At 60.0% G+C, this 17,578-nt stretch carries 18 protein-coding genes; 12 read left to right on the top strand and 6 right to left on the bottom strand.

Annotation, left to right across the window (positions count from 1 at the left end):
- The first annotated feature begins 16 nt into the window (after nucleotides 1-16).
- Both AO692_RS15715 and AO692_RS15710 read left to right on the top strand, forming a co-directional pair.
- Nucleotides 17-598 carry a GNAT family N-acetyltransferase gene (locus tag AO692_RS15715; RefSeq protein WP_054310985.1) on the top strand — a complete coding sequence of 194 codons (582 nt, stop codon included), beginning with the start codon at nucleotides 17-19 and terminating at the stop codon, nucleotides 596-598.
- Nucleotides 599-761: 163 nt separating this feature from the next.
- Nucleotides 762-2,375, top strand: a complete 1,614-nt coding sequence (locus tag AO692_RS15710) for a hypothetical protein (RefSeq protein ID WP_200911742.1) — start codon at nucleotides 762-764, stop codon at nucleotides 2,373-2,375.
- Nucleotides 2,376-2,475: 100 nt separating this feature from the next.
- Here the strand turns inward: AO692_RS15710 and AO692_RS15705 are convergent, their stop codons facing one another.
- Nucleotides 2,476-3,129, bottom strand: a complete 654-nt coding sequence (locus AO692_RS15705; protein ID WP_054310984.1) for a hypothetical protein — start codon at nucleotides 3,127-3,129, stop codon at nucleotides 2,476-2,478.
- On the bottom strand, nucleotides 3,126-3,428 hold the full coding sequence (locus AO692_RS15700; protein WP_054310983.1) for a DUF3572 domain-containing protein: 303 nt from the start codon (nucleotides 3,426-3,428) through the stop codon (nucleotides 3,126-3,128). Before AO692_RS15700 ends, AO692_RS15705 begins: the two co-directional genes overlap by 4 nt.
- Before the next feature lie 241 nt (nucleotides 3,429-3,669).
- On the opposite strand from AO692_RS15700, the gene AO692_RS15695 reads away from it, so the two are divergent.
- A complete protein-coding gene (locus tag AO692_RS15695) occupies nucleotides 3,670-4,041 on the top strand; it encodes a response regulator (protein ID WP_024926172.1) in 372 nt (123 codons plus the stop codon).
- Between the two features lie 33 nt (nucleotides 4,042-4,074).
- Complete coding sequence (locus AO692_RS15690) at nucleotides 4,075-5,448, top strand: PleD family two-component system response regulator (RefSeq protein ID WP_054310982.1); 1,374 nt, start codon at nucleotides 4,075-4,077, stop codon at nucleotides 5,446-5,448.
- A gap of 418 nt (nucleotides 5,449-5,866) precedes the next feature.
- Here AO692_RS15690 and rpmG read toward each other — a convergent pair whose 3' ends face one another.
- Together rpmG and AO692_RS15680 are read right to left on the bottom strand one after the other, a co-directional pair.
- Nucleotides 5,867-6,034: a 50S ribosomal protein L33 gene (gene rpmG, locus AO692_RS15685; RefSeq protein ID WP_006201775.1), complete on the bottom strand. Its 168-nt coding sequence runs from the start codon at nucleotides 6,032-6,034 to the stop codon at nucleotides 5,867-5,869.
- Between the two features lie 152 nt (nucleotides 6,035-6,186).
- Entirely contained in the window at nucleotides 6,187-8,085 is a 1,899-nt protein-coding gene (locus AO692_RS15680; protein ID WP_152979852.1) for an LTA synthase family protein, read from the bottom strand.
- A 269-nt stretch (nucleotides 8,086-8,354) separates the two neighbouring features.
- Between AO692_RS15680 and fabD the strand changes: the two genes are divergently transcribed.
- The 8 genes from fabD to AO692_RS15640 all read left to right on the top strand — a co-directional run bounded on the left by fabD (nucleotide 8,355) and on the right by AO692_RS15640 (nucleotide 15,670).
- Nucleotides 8,355-9,296, top strand: a complete 942-nt coding sequence (gene fabD / locus AO692_RS15675) for an ACP S-malonyltransferase (RefSeq protein ID WP_054310980.1) — start codon at nucleotides 8,355-8,357, stop codon at nucleotides 9,294-9,296.
- 51 nt (nucleotides 9,297-9,347) lie between these two features.
- On the top strand, nucleotides 9,348-10,085 hold the full coding sequence (fabG, locus tag AO692_RS15670) for a 3-oxoacyl-[acyl-carrier-protein] reductase (RefSeq protein ID WP_054310979.1): 738 nt from the start codon (nucleotides 9,348-9,350) through the stop codon (nucleotides 10,083-10,085).
- A 205-nt stretch (nucleotides 10,086-10,290) separates the two neighbouring features.
- Nucleotides 10,291-10,527 carry an acyl carrier protein gene (locus tag AO692_RS15665; RefSeq protein ID WP_006203723.1) on the top strand — a complete coding sequence of 79 codons (237 nt, stop codon included), beginning with the start codon at nucleotides 10,291-10,293 and terminating at the stop codon, nucleotides 10,525-10,527.
- A gap of 34 nt (nucleotides 10,528-10,561) precedes the next feature.
- Nucleotides 10,562-11,824 carry a beta-ketoacyl-ACP synthase II gene (gene fabF, locus AO692_RS15660; RefSeq protein WP_054310978.1) on the top strand — a complete coding sequence of 421 codons (1,263 nt, stop codon included), beginning with the start codon at nucleotides 10,562-10,564 and terminating at the stop codon, nucleotides 11,822-11,824.
- A 113-nt stretch (nucleotides 11,825-11,937) separates the two neighbouring features.
- Nucleotides 11,938-13,152: an endolytic transglycosylase MltG gene (mltG, locus tag AO692_RS15655; protein WP_054310977.1), complete on the top strand. Its 1,215-nt coding sequence runs from the start codon at nucleotides 11,938-11,940 to the stop codon at nucleotides 13,150-13,152.
- Between the two features lie 22 nt (nucleotides 13,153-13,174).
- Nucleotides 13,175-14,065: a YicC/YloC family endoribonuclease gene (locus AO692_RS15650; protein WP_054310976.1), complete on the top strand. Its 891-nt coding sequence runs from the start codon at nucleotides 13,175-13,177 to the stop codon at nucleotides 14,063-14,065.
- Between the two features lie 3 nt (nucleotides 14,066-14,068).
- Nucleotides 14,069-14,722 carry a guanylate kinase gene (gene gmk / locus AO692_RS15645; RefSeq protein WP_054310975.1) on the top strand — a complete coding sequence of 218 codons (654 nt, stop codon included), beginning with the start codon at nucleotides 14,069-14,071 and terminating at the stop codon, nucleotides 14,720-14,722.
- Nucleotides 14,723-14,956: 234 nt separating this feature from the next.
- Nucleotides 14,957-15,670, top strand: a complete 714-nt coding sequence (locus AO692_RS15640; protein WP_054310974.1) for a DNA helicase — start codon at nucleotides 14,957-14,959, stop codon at nucleotides 15,668-15,670.
- Nucleotides 15,671-15,721: 51 nt separating this feature from the next.
- On the opposite strand, the gene rsmA is transcribed toward AO692_RS15640, so the two are convergent.
- Nucleotides 15,722-16,552 (bottom strand): 16S rRNA (adenine(1518)-N(6)/adenine(1519)-N(6))-dimethyltransferase RsmA, encoded by an 831-nt coding sequence (gene rsmA / locus AO692_RS15635; RefSeq protein WP_054310973.1) that lies wholly within the window; start codon nucleotides 16,550-16,552, stop codon nucleotides 15,722-15,724.
- Nucleotides 16,549-17,574 carry a 4-hydroxythreonine-4-phosphate dehydrogenase PdxA gene (pdxA, locus tag AO692_RS15630; RefSeq protein ID WP_054310972.1) on the bottom strand — a complete coding sequence of 342 codons (1,026 nt, stop codon included), beginning with the start codon at nucleotides 17,572-17,574 and terminating at the stop codon, nucleotides 16,549-16,551. The genes rsmA and pdxA overlap by 4 nt, the downstream gene beginning before the upstream one ends.
- Between the last annotated feature and the right edge of the window lie 4 nt (nucleotides 17,575-17,578).

Genomic DNA, 17,578 nt, shown 5'->3' with positions numbered 1-17,578 from the left:
ACCGGAGGGACAAGTCATGAACATCGAAATCCACCCTTTGACGCCGGATTTCTGGCCTCAGTTCGAAGATCTGTTTGGCAAGCAGGGTGCATGCTACGGTTGCTGGTGCACACATTTCAGGCTGCCACCGGCTATGCGCCGGGCGAGTAACCGGCAAAGCAACAAGGATCACATCAAGGCGCGCATCGAAGCCGGGCCGCCACCCGGCTTGTTGGCGATGGAGGATGGGACCGCGCATGGCTGGATGCAGATCGGGCCGCGCGCCGACATTCCCGAATGGAACAACAAGGGAAGGGGATCCGCGCCGGTCCAGCCCTCGGATGCGGATGATCTCGGCGTCTGGGCAATTTCGTGCTTCTTCATCCGCGTGAAAATGCGTGGCCAAGGTCTGACCCACCGGCTTGTTTCTGGCGGCATCGACTTTGCCCGGAGCCGCGGCGCCCGGCAAATCGAGGCTTGCCCGATCGATCTCTCGCGCGATTCGCGCTCGCTCGGCCTTTTCGTGGGCTCATCCCGCGTTTTCGAAAAGGCCGGCTTCGAACGGCTTGTCGAGCGTAAGGCAGGACGCCCGTTGATGCGGCTGGTCCTAACACCGTGAGGAAACAAAGCCGGGGTTCATAGCCCTGTGTTTTGCGTTGGCTCCGGCCCTGCGCCAGTTGGTGCGGATTGTCATGTCGCCTTGTGGTTGTGGCGGTAATTTCCTACGAAGGAGCCGATTGGAGCGGGTTTTCCCGTTACCTTGATAGAAGTGGAGACCATAAGTGCGCCGCATATTGACGACTGTTTCCGCTCTGGCGATCTGCACTCCGGCCTTTGGCCAGGGCATCGATAGCCAGGGTGCAGCTCAGGTTCAGAAGGATATTTCCCGCTACTTCGGCAGCCAGGCTTTCGAAAAGGGCGTGATCAAGGTCGAGCCGAAAGGCGACGCCTATCAGCTTACGATCGATTTCAAGGCACTTGTGAACGCGTTCCCCAAGCAGGATTTCGTCAAATTCGACGTGCCTGCCTATGTGCTCGCGGTGAAGCCGCGCACCGACGGCAGTTGGGACGTGTCCAGCGTACTGCCTGCCAAGGGCACGTTCGAGGTGAAAACTCCCGAAGGACAGCAGAATACCGAGATCGAGATCAAGGACGGAAAGTTCTCCGGTCTTTACGATCCGGCTCTGGCGGCGTTCACCGCCGTGACATCGTCGATGGCCGGCATGACCATGACATCGAAGGACCCGAAATCGAACGTGCAGGCAAGTGCAGGTGCCACCACGATGACGGGAACGGGCGCAAAGGCTGCGGATGGTGGTGTCGATTTCACCATGAGCCAGACCGTGGCCGATTTCAGCGAGACTGTGACGATCGACGATCCTGAAAGTGGCATGAGAGTCCCGCTGACCTTCCATTCGCCGAGCTTCGCTGTGGATGCGACAGCAAAGGGGCTACGCAGCCGGGCCATACTGGATCTTGTCGCCTTTGGCGTCGCCAACCAGGAAGAAGCCAAGGTCAAGGCGAATCAGGCGGAATTGAAGACGCTGCTTCTGGCCGCGCTGCCTGTCTGGCAGCGTTTCGACGGCGCCTACAATTTCAGGGATTTCAAGGTCGGTACGCCGCTCGGCGAATTCGGGATGACCGAGATGGTCGCCAAATTCGGTGCCGATGGCGTGAGCCAGAATGGCAAACTGAGCTATGGCCTCAAAGCCAGTGGCCTGACCGTACCCGCGATCGCCGCGCAGATGCTGCCGGCATGGAGTGTCTCGCTATTGCCGACTGACATCGAACTCAACTTCGGTGGCTCCAATCTCGATCTCGATACAATGGCCAGGAAGGCCATCGACACGTTCGACTTGACCAAGGAGCCGCCGCTGCCCGAAGATTTCGGCGACAAGATCGGCGCAGAGTTCCTGGCCAAATCGCCGAAGGTGTTGATCGAGCCCAGCATCATCAAGAACAAGGATACCGAGATCGCGTTCAACGGCGAGGTTCGCTTTCCGTTCGACAAGCCGGACCCGACCAAGAAGCCGGACATGGATCTGACCATTACGGTGTCGGGCTATGACAAGATCGTCGAAAAGCTGCAAGAGGCTGCCAAGACGACGCCGGATGCCAGCAACGCGGTCGCAGCGGCATTGGCGATGAAGGGGTTTGCCAAGACATTGCCGGATGGCCGCATTGAATGGGCGTTGAATGCCAAGCCGGACGGCACTGTCGTTGTCAACGGCGTCACCGTGAAGGCTGCTGACCCGGTCGTCGATCCTTCCCAGGAAGGCGTGACCGACGATGAAGCGATTCAGGAAGAAGGCACCGATCCGGCGCAGGACACCACCGAACCTTCGGAAGGAGCGGATCAGCCGGAGCAGGCCCCACAGCAACCTGCGCAACAGTAAGAAATCGGCTCAGGGCAACCTTGCCGCATGAATCAAAAAGCCCCGCTTGATACGCCAAGCGGGGCTTTTGATTGAGATGTCCTTGAGTTGCGTAAGTTTCCTAAATGCCCAGCGCATGCGCAATTTTCGGGGCCGCTTCATGCCAATCCTGTACGACGATCAGATCGTCGGGCAGCGGCGGCAGGAATGCACGCAGCGAGTTGTCGGCCATCAGATGGAACAGATGCGCGTCGATGACCGAACCCCGTGCTGAAATGAGGTTGTTGGGCTGATCGTCGACGAAGGCGACGGGGCGTCCCTTGTCGCCGCGAAGCTTCGCCACAGCCGGCCCTTTGGCCATTTCGGTGGTGAGCAGCGGATAGCGAAGTCCGAGCTGGTCGAGATGCGCGCGCCGTGCTGCGCGATGCTTGTGTGGCATTGCTGTCAGAAGCACGATTTCTGCCCGTGCTTCCAGCGAACGCAGCGTGTCCGCGACGCCTTCGGCCAGATATTGCCATTCGGCCTGACCGGCGAAGAAATCGTCGAGCAGGGTATGCACTTCATGCTGCTCTGCCACGCGTCCAGTGGCCCTCTCCGCGACATTGCCGGTCAAGCGGAACGAAGCGAAGGTCAAGTCATAGCCGCGGATCTCCAGAAAACGCGGAAACGGCCGGATGAATTCAAGGATCACGTCATCGACATCGAGTACCAGCAGGGGCCGATCGTCGCTTGCCAATTCCGCGATCTGGCGAGCTGTCTCGGGGTCATCACTCATGTCGAACGCTCATAGTCATCTTGGTTGCCGAGGGGCAGGGCGCGTAGCGCCTTGCCCACTGATGCCGGCGCTGTGCCGGTTTCTTCACAGAAGCGCATCAAGGTTGGCTCGTGCGCCAGAACGAATTGCAATACGCCGGCGAGAAAGCCGGGTTCGGTGGCTGCGCGCCGGATGGAACTTGCCTCGATACCGGTGATCGCCAGGAAGCGCGGCAGGAGTTCAGCATCGCCGGCAACGAAGGCCAGTGCATTGATCGCAAGAGCCTCTGCCTGTTCGCGCATTGACGCTGCGTCTGCCATCGCTACCTTTGATTCCAACAATGGTTATGAGTCTGCGTCCCGAAGTAGTCACAAGCTCTGCCCAGGGCAAGGCTTGTGTCGCGTTCCTATTGTTTTGTTGCAGGCAAGCCGATCGGATTTCGGGCCGCCGGTTTGCGTTTCGTCAATCATCTCGCGCTAAAGTAAAACCGGGTTTTGGGCGCTCTCTGTTGGAGCGCATTGCGACGGTTTCCGCGCGGGAGCGCCGTCGGAGCGGGAAAATATGCCGAAGAAGGTAATGATCGTCGAAGACAACGAGCTCAACATGAAGCTCTTTCGCGACCTCATCGAGGCCAGTGGCTACGAAACCGTGCGCACTCGCAACGGCCTCGAGGCTTTGGATCTGGCGCGCAAGCACCGGCCTGACTTGATCCTCATGGATATCCAGTTGCCGGAGGTTTCGGGGCTCGAGGTGACCAAATGGCTGAAGGAGGACGACGAATTGCACGTCATTCCGGTCATTGCCGTTACCGCTTTCGCCATGAAGGGGGATGAGGAACGCATCCGTCAAGGCGGTTGCGAGGCTTACATCTCCAAGCCGATTTCGGTGCCGCGTTTCATTGAGACTGTAAAATCCTATCTGGGTGATGCCTGATGGTTGCCCGATGTTTGCCCGGAGCCGCGTGAGATGACAGCCCGTATCCTTGTCGTCGACGACGTGCCGGCCAATGTGAAGCTGCTCGAGGTTCGGCTTCTGGCCGAGTATTTCGACGTGCTGACGGCGTCGAGCGGCCCGGATGCGATTGAAACCTGCGAAAACGGCAAGGTCGACGTCGTTTTGCTCGACGTGATGATGCCGGACATGGATGGGTTCGAGGTCTGCCGCCGGCTGAAAAGCGATCCGGCGACCTCGCATATTCCGGTCGTCATGGTCACTGCTCTGGACCAGATCACCGACCGCGTGCGCGGGCTGGAGGCTGGTGCCGACGATTTCCTGACCAAGCCAGTCAATGACCTGCAACTGATGACGCGGGTAAAGAGCCTCGTTCGGCTGAAGATGTTGACCGACGAGCTGCGCCTGCGGGCTTCGACCACGCAAAACATCGGCATCGAGGAATTGCTGAGCCGCAGTTTGGCCGATGAGGATTCGCTTCCCAAGGTTCTTTTGATCGACGAGCGCCAGAGCTCAACTGAGCGTATTCAGAAAGTGCTGCGCAACAAGGCGGCTCTGGATACGGTCAAAGACCCGCATGCCGGCTTTTTCCAGGCGGCCGAAACGCCTTACGAATGCATCCTCGTTTCCACCGATTTCACCGATTTCGATCCGCTTCGGCTCTGCTCGCAGTTGCGTTCGCTCGATCGCACGCGCTTCGTGCCGATCATGCTGCTGGCAGATCCCGGTGAGGAAGATCGCGTCATTCGCGGACTGGAACTCGGCATCAACGATTACCTTACCCGGCCGATCGATCCGCACGAGTTGACGGCGCGCTTGCGCACGCAGGTGCGCCGCAAGCGCTACAACGACCAATTGCGAGCCTCTGTAACGCAGACGATCGAGATGGCGGTAACCGACGGCCTGACCGGCCTTCACAATCGCCGCTATCTCGATAGCCATCTGCAGACGCTGTTCGACCGGGCGGTGGCGCGCCGCCGCCCGTTGTCGCTCATGATCACCGACCTCGATCGCTTCAAGGCGATCAACGATACCTATGGCCACGATGGCGGCGATGATGTGTTGCGCGAGTTTGCTCATCGGCTGCGTAAGAATGTGCGCGGCATCGATCTGGCCTGCCGCTTTGGTGGGGAGGAATTCGTGGTTGTGATGCCAGACACGGAAGGTGCGGTGGCGGAAAAGGTGGCTGAGCGTATTCGCGCCGAAATCGCCCGCTCACCCTTCGCGGTCGGGCGCGAAGGCAAGACTGCTGAAATTACCATAAGCGTTGGCGTTTCGTGTCTGCTCAAGGGAGCGGACACGGTGAACGATCTGATCAAGCGGGCAGATATCGCCCTGTATGAAGCCAAGAACAGCGGCCGCAACCGGGTGGTGGCAAAGGCTGCGTAGTGTGGGGAGAGAAGCCGGTCGTTCGGCCGGTAACGCTAGCAATTTACCTTACCAGCGCGAATCTTAGGTGCGTGGTTAAGAAAGTATTGCTTTTCATCAGCGCTTGCGCAAATGTGCAGCCGCTAACGAGGAACTGTTCGGTGCGGGGGCGATGCCGGCACGTTCCATTGATACCCCATGATGCTCAGGTCCGCCGCATCTCCTGGGTCCGTGGGGTCGGCCGGCCGGCGTTGGCATATAGTGGCCTCCTCGTACCGCTGCCATCCGCCGACCGGCCCCCTTATTCTTCTTCGAATTATTGAGCTACCCTGTCTTGGCGAGCCATAGGCTCTGGCAAGGACGGGGCTTATCTCGAGAATCCGCACAAACAAAAACGCCGCCCTGGGGCGGCGTTTCGGCATTCCAGTTGGAAACCAGATTACTTGATCTTGGTTTCCTTGAATTCGACGTGCTTCTTTGCGACCGGGTCGTACTTGCGGAACGACAGCTTGTCGGTCTTCGTGCGGCTGTTCTTGCTCGTCACATAGAAGAAGCCGGTATCGGCGGTCGACAGAAGCTTGATCTTGATGTTCGCGGCTTTGGCCATGGTGTTCGTCCGTTAATTGTCTGGAGTTCGAGCCGCTGGAACACGGGGAAAACACCCGGACGCGGAAAACTTGGCCGGACACATAAAGAATGCTTCCGGAAAGTCAAGTCCGCGCGGGGTTGTTGCCCGATATCGCCGGCTGTCGATGCTCGTCAGCTCGTATGGGCGACCAGCCGATTTATGGTCTCGGGGAAGAAATCCCGAGCCGACCAGCGCTTGCCGAACATCATGTCGTACTGCAGATAACGATAGTCTCGGACCAGCGGCTCGATCTGCTTTTGTCTTGCCCAGTCGACGGTCGCTTCGTTGTCGGTGGCAAGCAGGACGTTGCGATCGATCGCGCTATACCGCTTGCTGACCTCGCCAAGGAAGCCTGTGTAATAGGGGTGCGTGATGCCGGCGGCCTTAAGCAGATGATAGGGTAGGAGTGCCGGACTGACCGAGCCAATATCCTTGGCAAGGCCCGTGCGGTTTGACCATACGACCAGCGGCGTTTCGCGGTGCAGCTTCATCTGGTCAGGCGCTTCCCTGCGCGGCGCGACATTGTCTTTGAGGAAGCCAGTTTCCACGTAGACCGGCCCCAGCGGCGGCAGGTGATCTCCGAAAAAGACGATCACGGTGGGGCGATCGCGCTTTTCGGCCCAATCGACCAAGCGTTTCAGATTGCGGTCGGCATCGGCTGCACCTTCCGCGTAGGAGAGAAGCGAATCCTTTGCCCACTGGCTGATCGGCGCTTCCACTGTGTGAGAGGCGTCAAAGTAGCGATTGGGTTCATAGGGGCCATGATTCTGGAGGCTCACGGCGAAATAGAAGAATGGTTCGTCGGATGCATCGGCCGCGGAAATAAGCTTGTCAGTCATCGCTTTGTCGGAAGCGAGCGGCCCACGCTTTTCCATATAAGGCATGGACTCTTCCGACTGGAAATCGTCGAAGCCGAAATCGGTGTAAACGGCCGTGCGGTTCCAGAACCAGTTGGTTCCGGGGTGGAATGCCCTGGCGGAATAGCCTTCGCTCTTCAGGAAGGTGGCAAGCGAAGGCACCGGCGCGCGCACATACTGCTGGTAGGGGATCGATCCCGCCGGCAGGAAGGCGTTGGAGAATCCGGTCAGTGCTTCAAACTCGACATTGGCGGTCATGCCGCCGAATTCCGGCGACAGCATCGAGCCCGAACGAAGCTGGCGCACGGCTGCGACCGGGTCGGGCTTGATCGAGACGCCAGGCAGAATGGTGGGATCCCAGAACGATTCGCTCATCACCATGATGATGTCGGGTTTCTGGTCCGGTACCGTCGCGCCAGCCTCGGGTTTGGCAATGGCTGCAATCGCTTTTTCCGAATAGCCGGCTGGCGCGCCGACATGTGCCATAGGCACGTTGAGGGCAAAAGCGAGCGCGAAGCCGTTGGAATTGTAGTTTTCCTTCTGATCCCACATCATCGGGATGATCTGCAGGCGGTCGCGCGTCCACGAGAAGGTCGCGTAATCCATGATCGAGACAAAGAAGGCGAGGAGCGGGATTGCAACCGTCAGGCGCGCCAGCCGCGCTTTGTAGCGAAGCGCGGGCGTGCGGCGGCGCCAACTGCGCCACAGCATCACCATTAGAGCCAATGTCGCGGCAATGCCGGTTGCCAGTGCCACGCCGGTCCAGGGCCGCTCGCGTACCAAAAGCGGCATCAGTTCGACGATCTGGCGCGCATAAAGGAAGTCGGTCGGATAGAGTGGATCACCGAGATAGCGCGATTTCTGGTGGCCAATGAAAGCAAGGGCCAGGGTCAGTGGCGCAAAAATCATCAGGCTTTGATGATTGCGCCCGAGCAACGCATCAAGGCCGATCAGGATGAGTGTGAACAGGATGATCGTTGTCCAGCCAGGCTTGAATGGCTGGAGGAAAAAGCCGAAAGTGGCTGCAAGGTCGCCACGGAAGATCAACTCGATGGCGAACACCAGCACTGCTGAAGCCGCCAGAGTTACCAGGCAATAGCGCAGTGCACGCCTTTCCTCGCCCGGCTCAAAGCCGGGGGCAGCGGTATTATGCTTATGCTTCGGCGCGTTCATGCCGCTCCCTGACCATCCCTTCGCCAACTCACCAGTCCCCCGACCGCAAAACCCGTCACGCAACTGTCACTCAAATGTCACAAAAAGCTAGCTCCTGTGGCGAAATTTAGAAGAGCCAGCAAACGAATCGTGTTCGATTTTCATCATGATTGATCGTCCGGGGAGCCTCGGACGTGTTGTCCGGCAGGGGATGCGAAAGCCGCGTCGGGCTTGACTTGTCGGCCGGGCTTGCGCACAGGGCAGGCGAGATCAAGCAATTGGAGCTCTCTATGGCGGTCGCGTTCACCTTTCCAGGGCAGGGCAGCCAGTCGGTCGGCATGGGCAAGGATCTGGCTGACGCCTTTCCCGGATCCCGGCGCGTGTTCGAAGAGGTGGACGAGGCGCTCGGCGAGAAACTGTCCGCTCTGATCTGGGGCGGACCAGAGGAGACGCTGACGTTGACGGCCAATGCGCAACCGGCGCTGATGGCAGTCTCCCTGGCCGCTGTCCGCGCGCTGGAATCACGTGGCTTCTCGCTGAAAGACAAGGTTGCCTACGTTGCCGGCCATTCGCTCGGCGAATATTCAGCGCTTGCCGCCGCCGGCTTCGTCTCGGTGGCCGATACGGCACGGCTCCTGCGTATTCGCGGCAACGCCATGCAGTCGGCGGTACCGGTGGGCGAAGGTGCCATGGCGGCGATCATCGGCCTTGAGCAGCCCGATGTCGAAGCAGCCTGTGCGGAAGCCGGCAAGGGTTCTGTCTGCCAGGTCGCCAATGACAATGGTGGTGGTCAATTGGTTATCTCTGGCGCCAAGGCGGCTGTCGAACTCGCTGCCAGGCTTTGTACCGAGAAAGGCGCCAAGCGAGCGCTGATGCTGCAGGTGTCGGCACCATTCCATTCGGCGCTGATGGCGCCAGCCGCCGAAGCTATGCGTGAGGCTTTGGCCGGGGTCACCAAGAATGTGCCAGTCGTTCCTGTCGTCTCCAACGTCTCGGTTTCGCCGACGAGTGATCCGGAAACCATTGCGGCGCGGCTGGTCGAGCAGGTGACGGGCCGTGTGCGCTGGCGCGAGACCGTGGAATGGTTCGGTGCCAATGGCGTCACCACGCTCTACGAGATCGGCGCCGGCAAGGTGCTTTCAGGCCTGGCACGTCGCATCAATCGCGATATCGGCGTAGCCGCGGTCGGCAATCCTGCCGACGTCGATGCGGCCGTCGCGGCAATGGCCTGATAAACCTGATGACCCCGCCCTGTGAAAGGGCGTGCTTGAAAGGGACGAAACATGTTTGATCTGACTGGCCGCAAGGCGCTCGTCACCGGGGCCACCGGGGGCATCGGCGAAGCCATCGCCAGGATATTGCATGCCCAGGGCGCGATCGTCGGCCTGCACGGAACACGTGTGGAAAAGCTGGAAGCACTGGCTGGCGAGCTCGGCGACCGCGTCAAGTTGTTCCCGGCGAACCTATCCGATCGGGACGAGGTCAAGGCGCTGGGCCAGAAGGCCGAGACCGATCTCGAGGGCGTCGATATCCTGGTCAACAATGCCGGCATCACCAAGGACGGCCTGTTCGTGCGTATGTCGGATGCCGACTGGGACAGCGTGATCGAGGTCAACTTGACCGCCGTCTTTCGCCTCACCCGGGAGCTCACACATCCGATGATGCGCCGCCGCCATGGCCGCATCATCAACATCACCTCCGTCGTCGGCGTCACCGGCAATCCCGGCCAGGCTAATTATTGCGCTTCCAAGGCCGGCATGATCGGCTTTTCCAAATCGCTGGCGCAAGAGATCGCCACCCGCAACGTCACCGTCAACTGCGTCGCCCCGGGCTTCATCGAATCGGCCATGACCGACAAGCTGAACGACAAGCAGAAAGAGGCGATCATGGCGGCGATTCCCGCCAAACGCATGGGAACGGGTAGCGAAGTAGCCTCTGCTGTCGCCTATCTCGCTTCGGAGGAAGCGTCCTATGTGACGGGGCAGACCATTCACGTCAACGGCGGCATGGCAATGATTTGACATGCGGCCGCGCCCCGTCGCGGCTTTGGAAAAACGATGCTCGCGCCTTGGATGCCGAGCCGTTTTCGTGTAATGCGGCCCGCAACCCGGCGGTTCGGGCAAAAGCCGGCCTTAATTGTTGTGTTTAAGCCCGGCCTATCTTTCAGCTTGATTAGCGGCATTGTGCCCGCTAACGAAGACAGATCATAGAACGAAGGATGCCAACATGAGTGACACCGCAGAGCGCGTCAAAAAGATCGTTATCGAGCATCTGGGCGTCGATGCCGACAAGGTGACGGAGCAGGCCTCCTTCATCGACGATCTCGGCGCGGACAGCCTCGACACGGTTGAGCTTGTCATGGCGTTCGAGGAAGAGTTCGGCGTAGAGATCCCGGACGACGCGGCCGAGACCATCCTCACGGTCGGCGACGCCGTGAAGTACATCGACAAGGCCTCGGCCTGATCTTTCCGGCATAGGTCTTCGGGAAAGGCTTGGAATGAGGCGCGTCGTCGTTACGGGCCTCGGCCTGCTGTCGCCATATGGCGTTGGGGTCGAGCACGGTTGGCGGGAACTTCTGAGCGGTCGTAGTGCCGCCAGGCGTGTCACCGAGTTTGAGGTCGAAGACCTAGCCTGCAAGATCGCGCATGTTATTCCGCGCGGCAATGGCGAGAACGGCACCTTCAATCCGGAAGCCGTTCTCGAACCCAAGGAACTGCGCAAGATTGGCGATTTCATCCTGTACGGGATTGCGGCCGCCGACGAAGCGCTGAAGGATTCGGGCTGGCAGCCGAAAACCCACGAAGAGCAATGCGCGACCGGTGTCATGATCGGTTCGGGCATTGGCGGCATCGAGGGCATCGCCGAAAACGCCCTCATCCTTCAAGAAAAGGGGCCTCGCCGTATCAGCCCCTTCTTCATTCCCGGACAGATCATCAATCTCGTCTCCGGACAGGTTTCGATCCGGCATGGGCTGAAAGGCCCCAACCACGCAGTGGTGACCGCCTGTTCGACCGGCGCGCACGCTATCGGCGACGCGGCACGGCTCATTCAATTCGGCGACGCCGACGTGATGGTGGCCGGTGGTGCTGAAGCTCCGGTCACGCGCCTGTCGCTGGCTGGTTTTGCTGCTTGCCGCGCGCTTTCCACCGAACGCAACGACACGCCGGAAAAGGCGTCACGCCCTTATGATCGTGACCGTGACGGGTTCGTCATGGGTGAGGGTGCCGGTGTCGTGGTGCTGGAAGAGCTGGAGCACGCCAAGGCGCGCGGTGCCAAGATCTATGCCGAGGTCACCGGCTATGGCCTGACCGGCGATGCCTATCATATTACGGCGCCGGCCGAAGATGGCGACGGTGCTTTCCGCTGCATGACCGCTGCGCTGAAGCGCGCCAAGCTGACGGCCGCAGATATCGACTACATCAATGCGCATGGCACTTCGACCATGGCCGACACCATCGAACTGGGCGCCGTTGAACGCTTGGTCGGAAACGCGGCCTCGAAAGTGTCGATGTCGTCCACCAAATCGTCGATCGGTCACCTGCTCGGTGCCGCTGGTGCCGCAGAGGCGATCTTTTCGGTTCTCGCCATCCGTGACAACATCGCGCCAGCCACAATCAACCTGGACAATCCTGAGCGCGAGACGGCGATCGATCTCGTTCCCAATACGCCGCGCAAGCGGCAGATCGATGTCGCATTGTCCAATTCCTTCGGCTTCGGAGGCACCAACGCATCGCTGGTCTTCCAGCGTTATAACGGCTGATTGACCGGTTTCGGCCGATCTCCCAACAGCCTTGAGACGGACGAATTCGTCATTTTTGCCATATTCCCCGCTACTCTTGGGGGATTCGTCGATAGGACATACGGTAGGGCGCCATGAACACTGTTCCGACGAACAACGAGGATGTGAGCCAAGCCGCCGCGCAGACTACGCCGATCATCCCCAAGACCGCCAACGAGGCGTTGCGTCCGGAAGCGGGCACGCCACCTCCGGTCAAGCGGTCACGGGCGTCGCGCAGCCAGATCATCGTATTCATGAACTTCCTCATCTCCTGCGTCATGCTGGCGGTGCTTGCCGCTGGCGCGGCGGTCTATTTCGGCAGGCAGGAGTTTTTTGGCCAGGGCCCATCGGCCAACGGTGACACCTTCCTCGTCAAGCCGAACAGCGGTGTACAGGATATTGCCGATCAACTGGAACGGCGTGGCCTGATCAGCGATGCGCGTGTTTTCCGTCTCGGTGTGCGTGCCTATGGCAACGATCAGGCGCTCAAGGCCGGTGAATATGAGATCAAGCCGCGCGCCTCGATGCGCGAGATCATGAACCTTCTGAAGAGCGGCAAGTCGGTGATGTATTCGCTGACCATCCCGGAAGGCTTGACCGTCCAACAGGTGCTGCAGCGCGTCGCCACCGAAGATGCGCTGACCGGCGATATGCCAGCCAGCCTGCCGCCGGAAGGCAGTCTTGCCACCGACACGCTGCGTTTCACGCGAGGCGCTACCCGCAAGCAGATGATCGACAAGCTTTCGGCCGATCAGAAGGAACTCGTTGAGGAGATCTGGGAACGCCGTTCGACCGACCTTCCGCTGGCCAGTATTGACGAATTTGTCACGCTTGCTTCCATCGTCGAGAAGGAGACTGGCCGCAGCGACGAGCGCTCGCGGGTCGCAGCGGTGTTCCTGAACCGTTTGGGCAAGGGGATGCGGCTGCAGTCCGATCCGACCATCATCTATGGTCTTTTCGGCGGCAAGGGCAAGCCCGGCGACCGGCCGATCTACCGGTCTGACATCGACAAGCAGACACCTTACAATACCTACCAGATCAATGGTCTACCGCCGACGCCGATCGCCAATCCTGGACGTGCCTCGCTTGAGGCTGTGGCCAATCCGTCGAAGACGAAAGACCTCTACTTCGTTGCTGACGGCAATGGTGGACACGTGTTCGCAGCAACCCTTGACGAGCATAACCAGAACGTCACGCGCTATCGCGCCTTGATGAAAAAGCAGGCCGAGGACGCGGCCAAGGCTGGAAATGCAACGCAGCCCGCCGCAAATGGTGATGCGACGGCAACGGGGACGAACACGGTCCAGTAAAGGTGCTTTGGGGCGCGGGGATATGAATTTGCAAAGCATGACTGGCTTCGCGCGCGCGGTCGGTGATCATCAGGGCACTGCCATTGCGTGGGAAGTGAAGTCGGTCAACGGCAAGAGTGTCGAAGCCAGGCTACGTCTTCCACCAGGCTTCGATCGGCTCGAGCAGGTCGTTCGTCAGACGGTGCAGAAACGCTTCGCGCGTGGAAACTTCCAAGCGACGCTGACTGTGGGACGTACGGGCAACCAGGCTGTCCAGCCGGTGGTCAATGAAGCTTTCCTGAGCGACATCGCTGGTCTTGCCAAGCGACTGCAGGAGCAATTTGGCGTTGCGCCAGCGACGGCCGATGGCTTGCTTGCCTTGCGCGGCGTGCTGGAGGTGCCGGAGGCGGCCGAGACCGAGGAGACGCGGGCGGCGCTTGATGAGGCGATCGCAGGGATGCTCGAAGAAGCGCTTACAGGTCTTGTCAAGGCACGGCAGGGTGAGGGCGAAGCATTGCGCGCACTGCTTTCGGGCCAGCTCGACGCGATCGAGACATTGACGCTGCGTGCCGAAGCGGATCCATCGCGCCAGCCGGCAGTGATCCGTGAGCGGATTGCCGAACAGGTTCGGCTTTTGATGGATACCGGTGCGGGGTTGGATGAGACCAGGCTCCACATGGAAGCGGCCTTCCTTGCCACCAAGGCCGACATCCGCGAGGAGATCGACCGGCTGAAGACACACGTGGTTTCGGGCAGGGCGCTGCTTTCTGCGGGAGGTGCTATCGGTCGCAAGCTCGATTTTCTGGCGCAGGAATTCAACCGCGAATCGAATACTTTATGTTCGAAATCGAATGCTGCCGCAGTCACCGCGATCGGGTTGGAGCTGAAGGCCGTTGTCGACCAGTTTCGCGAACAGGTCCAGAATCTGGAGTAACAGATGGCCGTCAAGGACACCGGTTCCCGCATCCGCCGCCGGGGCCTGATGCTCGTTCTGTCGTCGCCCTCGGGGGCCGGCAAGTCGACGATTGCGCGCAATCTCATCGAGAGCGACCAGGGCTTCGAACTTTCCGTGTCGGTCACCACGCGTCCGCGCCGTGGCAGCGAAATCGACGGTATTCACTACCATTTCCGCTCGCGTCGCGAGTTCGAACTGCTGCGCGATAATGACGAGCTGCTTGAATCGGCGGAAGTACACGGAAACTTTTATGCCACCCCGCGTGAACCCGCCGAGCGCGCCATGGCTGAAGGGCGCGACATGCTCTTCGATATCGACTGGCAAGGTGCGAAGCAGCTTAAGGAGAAGATGCGCGGCGATATCGTTTCCGTCTTCATCCTGCCCCCGTCGATGAAAGAACTGAAGGCCCGACTGAAGCGTCGGGCAGAGGATCAGGAGCAGGTCATCGAAACGCGGCTGAAGAATGCACGCACCGAGATCGAGCACTGGACAGAATACGATTTCGTCATCGTCAATGACGATCTCGACCGCGCCTTCACCGAAGTGCGCTCCATCGTCGCCGCCGAACGCCTGCGCCGCGACCGCCGACCCGGACTGTTTGACTTCGTCTCGGGTCTTCTCGACGAAGCCGTTTGAGTTTGCGGCATTAAGGTTGAGCTTTCTTTCCCGATAGATTGGTCACGTCCATCGCATTCAAGGCGTTCTCGACTCAGCGAAGCCTTGTTATGCTTTTGTTCGGCACTGGCCCGCGCCTCCGCCCTCCATTCGGGAAGCATTGTCCATGCGGGGCTCGACACTCATCGAACCAACTGTTCGAGCACCGCGCATAAGGAGGGGTTGCGAAGTTCGCTCGCAATAGGAGGTTTTTCGATGAAGCTTTCCGTCCCTGCCTATCAATTAAAGCGACAGGCCAAGCGTCTGTCGCGCAAAGAAAACATCCCGCTCCATGCCGCACTCGACCGCACTGCGGCCAAGGAAGGGTTTGCGAACTGGAGTTTGCTGGCATCCAGACGTGAGACAATGCCAGCAGCCAGCAGGTTGCTCCCATTGCTGCAGCCAGGCGACCTTCTGCTGGTCGGGGCGCGTCCGGGACATGGCAAGACACTGTTCAGTCTCGAACTGGCGGTCGAGGCGATGAAATCTGGTCGCCGCAGCGCCTTCTTCTCGCTTGAATACACGCAGAAGGATATCCTCGGTCGTTTTCAGGTCCTTGGCGTTGAGCCGACCCAGTTCGACCGCCAATTCGAGTTCGATGGCTCCGATGCGATCGACGCTGGTTACATGATGACGACACTCGAGGCGGCCCCTTGGGGCACGCTCGTTGTTGTCGACTATTTGCAGCTGCTCGACCAGAAACGAGAGAGCCCTGACCTTGTTGAGCAGATCCGCAAGGTAAGGTCGTTCGCTCGAGAAAAAGGGTTGATCTTCGTCTTCATTTCCCAGATCGACCGGTCATACGATCTGGCGAACAAGCCGTTTCCGGATCTCGACGATATCCGGCTGCCAAATCCGCTGGATCTCGGGCTGTTCGACAAGGCATGTTTCCTGAACAATGGGCTCGTTCAGTTCAAGACCTTGAATTGAGAGTTAGGGAGAAGGCCGGATAGGCTTATATTGCTTGCGTCGGGGCGGAGCCTAACCATCCAGCAAGTTGGTTAGCCGTACGAACTCTTCGACGCTGAGCGTCTCGGCACGGCGGGTCGGATCGATTTCGGCCCGTTCCAGCAATCTTTCGCCACCAAGGCTCTTGAGACTTTGCCGGAGCATCTTGCGGCGTTGACCGAAGGCCGCTTCGGTGACGCGACCGAGCCGCTTCGCATCTGTGGGCAAGGGGACTTCGCGCGGTACCATATGCACGACGGACGACGTCACCTTCGGTGGTGGCGTAAACGCCTGCGGCGGCACGTCGAATGCGATTTTTGCCTCCGTTCGCCAGCCGGCCAGAACACCGAGCCGTCCGTAGGCGCCGGAAGCGGGCTTCGCGACGATGCGCTCGGCCACTTCGCGCTGGAACATCAGCGTCAGCGATTGATAGAAAGGCGGCCAGCTATCGACGGTTAGCCAGCGAATGAGCAATTCGGTGCCGATGTTGTAGGGCAAGTTGGCGACGATCTTGACCGGGCCATCGCTCGCCAGGGTCGTGAAATCGGCCTTTAAAGCGTCACCCGAGATGACTTCCAGTCGTCCAGGATAATGGTCCGACACCTCGGAAAGGGCCGCAAGACAACGCTCGTCACGCTCGATGGCGACAACGCGGCGGGCACCATGGAGGAGGAGGGCGCGCGTCAGCCCACCCGGCCCGGGACCGACTTCTATGACGGTCGTCTGGGTCAGATCGCCAGCAGTTCGCGCTACCTTGCCTGTTAGATTCAGGTCCAGCAGGAAGTTCTGGCCAAGCGCCTTCTTGGCCTGGAGGCCATGGCGTTCAAGGACTTCTCGAAGTGGCGGCAGGCCGTCAGCGCTCATCCCTGGGCGCTCCTGGCATTGCCGGCCAGTTCTGCGGCCAGTTTGAGCGCGGCAATCAAACTATCCGGTCGTGCGATACCTCGGCCAGCGATATCGAAGGCCGTGCCATGGTCGGGTGAGGTGCGAATAAATGATAAGCCAAGAGTTACGTTGACGGCTTCGTCGAAAGCCAGCGTCTTTGCTGGGATCAAGGCCTGATCGTGGTACATGCAAAGGGCAACGTCGTAGCTTGCCCGAGCGCGTCGATGGAAAAGCGTATCAGCAGGCAGCGGACCACGCGCATCGATGCCTTCCTCGCGCAATGCTTCGACGGCAGGGGCGACGATTTCCAGATCTTCCTTGCCCATGGTGCCGCCCTCGCCGGCATGCGGATTGAGGCCGGCAATGGCAAGGCGGGGCGCTTCGATGCCGAAACGGGTTTTTAGATCCCGCGCGGTGATGCGGCCGGTCTCGACGATCAGGTCGGTGGTGAGCACTTTCGGCACGGCAGCAAGCGGAATGTGGATGGTAACGGGAACTGTGCGCAGGTCCGGCCCCGCCAGCAGCATGACCGGCGTCACCTTCCGGCCGGTGTGGCGGGCAGCCAGATGCGCCAGATATTCAGTATGGCCCGGAAAACCGAACCCGGCATCGTAGAGCGGCTTCTTGGCGATGGGGCAGGTGACAGTGCCGGCAGCGTGACCGGCAAGGCTATCCGCAACCGCGCGATCGATCGCCTCGATGACGCCCTCGGCGTTGACGGGATCCGGATGGCCGACTGTATCCACGAACTTTGCGTTCAGCGGCACGATAGGCAGGGCGCTGGCGAACACAGTGTGTGCCTCTTGCGCTGTCGTTTCGGCAATCCGGACGTCGGCGCCGACGAGACGACCGCGCGCGGCGATCAAGTTTGGATCCGCAAGCAAATAGAAGGCAGGAACACCCAGTTCTTCGCGGCGTTTCCAAGCCGCCAGTGCGATCTCCGGGCCAATGCCTGATGGATCGCCAACGCTCAACGCAAGCGGAAGTCTGATTTCGCGCACGGCC

It is taken from the genome of Mesorhizobium sp. 1M-11 (assembly GCF_001303895.1).
Classification (GTDB): Bacteria; Pseudomonadota; Alphaproteobacteria; order Rhizobiales; family Rhizobiaceae; genus Mesorhizobium.
Note: the sequence above shows the minus strand (reverse complement) of the source record. Positions and strands in the feature narration are given on the sequence as shown.